Source organism: Pseudomonas sp. A-1, from assembly GCF_004801855.1.
Lineage (GTDB): Bacteria > Pseudomonadota > Gammaproteobacteria > Pseudomonadales > Pseudomonadaceae > Geopseudomonas.
Map to the genome: position 1 here is coordinate 1 of NZ_SSTC01000162.1, position 4,620 is coordinate 4,620.

The 4,620-nt window shown below is 72.6% G+C and carries 6 protein-coding genes; 3 read left to right on the plus strand and 3 right to left on the minus strand.

Annotation, left to right across the window (positions count from 1 at the left end; all coding sequences use genetic code 11):
- Positions 1–157: 157 nt before the first annotated feature.
- Together E5198_RS20505 and E5198_RS20510 are read left to right on the plus strand one after the other, a co-directional pair.
- Positions 158–1,054, plus strand: a complete 897-nt coding sequence (locus E5198_RS20505; RefSeq protein ID WP_136491761.1) for a DUF2950 domain-containing protein — start codon at positions 158–160, stop codon at positions 1,052–1,054.
- Between the two features lie 65 nt (positions 1,055–1,119).
- Complete coding sequence (locus E5198_RS20510; RefSeq protein ID WP_136491762.1) at positions 1,120–1,344, plus strand: hypothetical protein; 225 nt, start codon at positions 1,120–1,122, stop codon at positions 1,342–1,344.
- On the opposite strand, the gene E5198_RS20515 is transcribed toward E5198_RS20510, so the two are convergent.
- Together E5198_RS20515 and E5198_RS20520 are read right to left on the minus strand one after the other, a co-directional pair.
- On the minus strand, positions 1,341–1,787 hold the full coding sequence (locus E5198_RS20515) for a 3'-5' exoribonuclease (RefSeq protein ID WP_136491763.1): 447 nt from the start codon (positions 1,785–1,787) through the stop codon (positions 1,341–1,343). The genes E5198_RS20510 and E5198_RS20515 overlap by 4 nt on opposite strands.
- A 67-nt stretch (positions 1,788–1,854) precedes the next feature.
- Positions 1,855–2,454, minus strand: coding sequence for a LysE family translocator (locus tag E5198_RS20520; RefSeq protein WP_136491764.1), 600 nt, complete (start codon positions 2,452–2,454; stop codon positions 1,855–1,857).
- Positions 2,455–2,608: 154 nt separating this feature from the next.
- Here E5198_RS20520 and E5198_RS20525 point away from each other — a divergent pair, with 154 nt between their 5' ends.
- Positions 2,609–4,060 (plus strand): PLP-dependent aminotransferase family protein, encoded by a 1,452-nt coding sequence (locus E5198_RS20525; protein WP_136491765.1) that lies wholly within the window; start codon positions 2,609–2,611, stop codon positions 4,058–4,060.
- A gap of 31 nt (positions 4,061–4,091) precedes the next feature.
- Here E5198_RS20525 and E5198_RS20530 read toward each other — a convergent pair whose 3' ends face one another.
- Positions 4,092–4,352 carry a DUF2790 domain-containing protein gene (locus E5198_RS20530; protein WP_136491766.1) on the minus strand — a complete coding sequence of 87 codons (261 nt, stop codon included), beginning with the start codon at positions 4,350–4,352 and terminating at the stop codon, positions 4,092–4,094.
- Positions 4,353–4,620: the final 268 nt, after the last annotated feature.

Genomic DNA, 4,620 nt, shown 5'->3' on the forward strand with positions numbered 1-4,620 from the left:
GCTCGCGGGCCGTCGCCAGCCGCGGCGAAGCCAGCCGTGCCTCGGCCAGCCGGCCGCGGATGGAGCGCGCCAGCCGTCCGGTGCAGCGCTCGGCACCCAGCAGGCCGGCCCGCAGTGGCGGTGGCGGCGGCTTCCGGCGTTGACCAGGAGACATCCCATGCATCCGCTCTTGCGTATCTGCCTGCCGGCGCTGCTGGCCCTGCTGACCTGGGAGGCGCGCGCCCAGCAGGCCTTCGCCACCCCCACCGCTGCCGTCGATGCGCTGATCGCCGCGCTGGGCACCGAGCACGCCGATCCCCAGCGCATGGCCGCGCTGCTCGGCGACGACTGGCAGACCTTCATCCCCACCGATGACATCGAGCGCAAGGACGTCGACGCCTTCCTCGCCCTCTACCGCGAGCAGCGCACCATCCGCCTGGCCGGCGAGGAGCGCGCCAGTCTGGTGGTCGGCAACACGCCCTGGACCTTTCCGCTGCCGCTGGTCCACGGCCGGGACGGCTGGCGCTTCGATCCCCGGGCCGGCGGCGAGGAAATCCGCGCGCGGCGCATCGGCCGCAACGAGCTGGCCGCCATGCAGGCGGTGCGCGCCTACCACGACGCACAGATGGACTACGCCGAAGCCGACCACGACGGCGACGGCGTGCTCGAGTACGCGCAGCAGTTCATGAGCAGCGACGGCCGGTACGACGGCCTGTACTGGCCCGACGAGCCGGGCGTGCCGCAGAGCCCGCTCGGCCCGCTGTTCGGCGACGAGCTGCCGGACGGCGAGTGGCAGGGCTACCGCTACCGCATACTCGACGCCCAGGGGCCGTCGGCGCCGGGCGGCGCCTATGCCTACAGGATCGGCGCCGACATGAGCCGCGGCTTCGCCCTGGTCGCCTGGCCGGCGCGCTACGGCGACAGCGGGGTGATGAGTTTCATGATCAGCCACGACGGCCTGGTGTTCGAGAAGGACATGGGGCCGGACGGCGCCAAGCTCGCCCTGGCGATGCCGCGCTTCGATCCCGACAGCAGCTGGCACGAGGTGAAGGAGGCGGAGCTGGCGCAGCCTTGAGCGCGCTGTCCCGCGGTCGGCCCCAGGGGCGGTAGACTGCCTGTCTCCGCCTCGCGAGCCGCAGCATGTCCGACCACGACCACGACCACGGCGGGATTTCCCGCGCCGACTACCACCGCGCCCACCAGTCCCGCGCGCGGGCCGAGGCCGAGCGCCTGCTGGCGGCGCGCGAGCAGCTGGGCGCGCGCTGGCTGGGCTGGGTAGCCGGGGAGCTGTATGCGCTGAGCCCGCCGCACTACGCCGGCATGGTGCGCCGCGAGCTGCAGCGCCTGCAGGAGGGCGACGCCTAGTCGCCGCCGCCCTCGCAGAGGTCGCGCAGCAGGCGCGCATCGAGCAGGGCGTGGTGGGGGATGTCCTCGCCGGGCAGCGCGGCCAGCGGATCGTCGACCTGCCGGCAGCCCAGCACGTTGCCCGGCAGGCCCGGCGCGCCGAGCAGGTCGAGCAGCAGCGGCCAGTCCCAGGCCAGCGCGTCGCCGACCACCTCCACCGCGCCCAGGCCGGCGAGGAAGGCGTGCAGCGCCGCGCAGGCTTCGGTGCGCGGGCGGCCGTGCGTGGCGAGGTCGAGCTGCGGCAGGACGACCTCGACGACGAAGTCCGAACAGTCGGCTTGCTCCCAGCCGTCGCTGAGTTCGACGTAGAACTCGGCGCCGTCGGCCGCCACCAGGGCCAGGGAGATCAGCCGCCGCTCGGCGCTGAGCTGGGTGAACTCGGTGTCGATGTACAGCGTGCGCATGGTTGCCTCGTTCGTCCGTGTCTCGGGCTGGCAAGTCTGGACCGCTGCGGCGCCGCTCGCCAGCGCCTCAGCGCAGCAGTTCCTCCACCAGCAGCCACAGTGCGGTGGCGGCCAGCAGGCCGGCCATGCTCAGGTTGAACAGGCGCAGCGCCCAGTCCTGCTGCAGCCAGTGGCGCAGGCGTTCGCCGCCCCAGGCCCACACCGCGATGCACGGCAGGTTGACCATGAGCGCCAGCAGCGCCATGGCCGCGGCGGCCGGCAGCTGGCCGCCCTGCGGCAGGAACAGCACGCAGGCGTTGAGCACCATGATCCACGCCTTGGGGTTGACCCACTGGAACAGCGCGGCGGCGACGAAGCCCATCGGCCGCGCCGTCTCGCGGCGGCCCGGGGCGCCGGCGCGCGCCAACTTGAGCGACAGCCACAGCAGGTAGGCGCAGCCGGCCACCGCCAGCGCCGGGCGCACCTCGCCGAGCCAGCCGGAGACCTGGGCGAACAGCGCGGCGCACAGCAGCAGCTGCAGCGAGCAGCCGAAGGCGATGCCGAGCATGTGCGGCAGGGTGCGGCGGAAGCCGAAGTTCACCCCGGAGGCGGTGAGCATGATGTTGTTGGGGCCGGGGGTGATCGACATCACTCCCATGTAGCTGGCCAGGGCGAGGGCTTCGAGCATGGCGGGCTCCTGCGGTTGATCCATGGCAGTCCATGCTAGGCACTGGCGGCGGATGGTGACAGACTCACGAAATCGCTTTTGTCATGGTGACAGAGTGGCCGTCAGGGCAACTGTCACCATGCCTCGCCCACTCCGCTGTCACCGGTGATCCGCCATGAACGCACCTGCGTCCGCACCCGTCCGCTACCGCCTGCTCGCCGACCAGCTGGCCGAGGCCATCGACCGCGGCAGCCTGCCGGCCGGCGCCCGCCTGCCGTCGGTGCGCGCCTGCGCGGCGCAGCACGAGCTGAGCCTCAACACCGTCACCGCCGCCTACCGGCTGCTCGAGGACCGCGGCCTGATCGAGGCGCGCCCGCAGTCGGGCTACTACGTGCGCAGCAGCCTGCCGCCGCTGCAGCGGCCGCTGCGCGAGCAGCCGGCCGGGGTGCGCAAGGCCGGCGAGATCGAGGACCTGATGGTGGTGGTGCTGCAGTGCCAGCAGCGCGCCGACCACGTCGACCTGGCGCTGGCCTGCCCGCGCGGCGAGGCCTTCTATCCCGGCGCCAAGCTGGCGCGGCTGACCGCCGGCCTGCTGCGCCGCCAGCCGCAGCTGGTGGCGCGCTACGCGCTGCCGCCCGGCTCGCTGCGCCTGCGCGAGCAGATCGCCCGCCGCGCCGCGTTGCTCGGCATGACCCTGGCCGCCGACGACATCGTGCTCACCCACGGCGCCATGGAGGCGCTGCAGCTGGCGCTGCGCGCGGTGACCCGCGCCGGCGACACGGTGGGCATCGAGTCGCCGAGCTACTTCAACCTCTACCCGCTGCTGGCCAGCCTCGGCCTCAAGGTGCTGGAGATTCCCACCCATCCGCAGCACGGCCTGGCGCTGGACGCCCTCGAGCTGCTGCTGGAGGAGAAGCGCCTGGCGGCGATCATCGCCATGCCCACGGTGCACAACCCGCTGGGCTGCAGCATGCCGCTGGCCGCCAGGCAGCGCCTGGCCGAGCTGGCCAACCGTCACCGGGTGCCGCTGATCGAGGATGCCCTGTACGCCGAACTGCAGTTCGCCGAGCCGCTGCAGCCGACGGTCAAGGCCTTCGACCGCGACGGCTGGGTGATGACCTGCGCCAGCTACACCAAGACCCTGGCGCCGGACTACCGCATCGGCTGGCTGGAGGCGGGGCGCTTCCGCGACGCGGTGCGCCAGCTGAAGTTCAGCTCCAGCGTCGCCGAGTCGGTGCTGCTGGCCGAGACGGTCGGCCTGTTCCTCGAGAACGGCGGCTACGACCACCATCTGCGCGTCCTGCGCCGGCGCTATGCGGCGCAGGTGGATGCGGTGCGCGGGATCGTCGCCCGCCACTTCCCGGCCGGCACCCGCGCCACCCAGCCGGTCGGCGGCTTCCTGCTGTGGCTGGAGCTGCCGGAGACGGTGGACAGCCTGCAGCTGTTCCACGCCGCGCTGGCCGAGCGCATCGTCATCATCCCCGGCCAGCTGTACTCCAACGGCGCGCGCTTCCGTCACTGCCTGCGCCTGTCCTGCTGCCAGGAGCTGGACGAGCGGGTCACCGGCGCGCTGCGCCGCCTCGGCGAGCTGGCCACGGCGCTGGCCGCCGGAGCGTCCGCGCCCTGAGGTTCGGATGCTCCGGCCGCTGCGCGCAGGCTCAGAGGCTGCCCTCGATGTCGCTGCACACGCTGCTCATGCGCAGGTATTCGAGGGTCTGCAACTGGCCGGCGGAGTCCTCGTAGGTCATCCGCGCCGGCACCACGCGACAGGTGCCGTACAGTTCGTAGGGTTCGACGATCTCCACCACCCGGGCGATGTCCAGGCGCATGCCGTAGACATAGGGTTCGGCCGGCGGTTCGGCCGCCAGCGCCAGGCTCGAGCAGGCCAGCAGGGGCAGCAGGCAATGTTTGATGTTCATGGGTACCTCAGCGATTCCGACAGGACATTTCCCTACTCGGGCGAGCCGACGGTTCCGTGCGGCCTACAGCGTCACGCCACGGACAAATTCTAGCCAGCTTCCGGGCGCGTAAAGGCCGCGGGGGCTGCCCGCGGCCAATCGTTAGGAAGTAGCGGCGCGGGCGCTGATCGCCGGCGCTTCTGTGCGTCCGGCGCCCGGCGCCGCGGCTAGCCCTGGGCCGGCGGGCGCGAGCGCGCGGCCCTGGGGGCACCGTCGGGGGTGCCGAAGC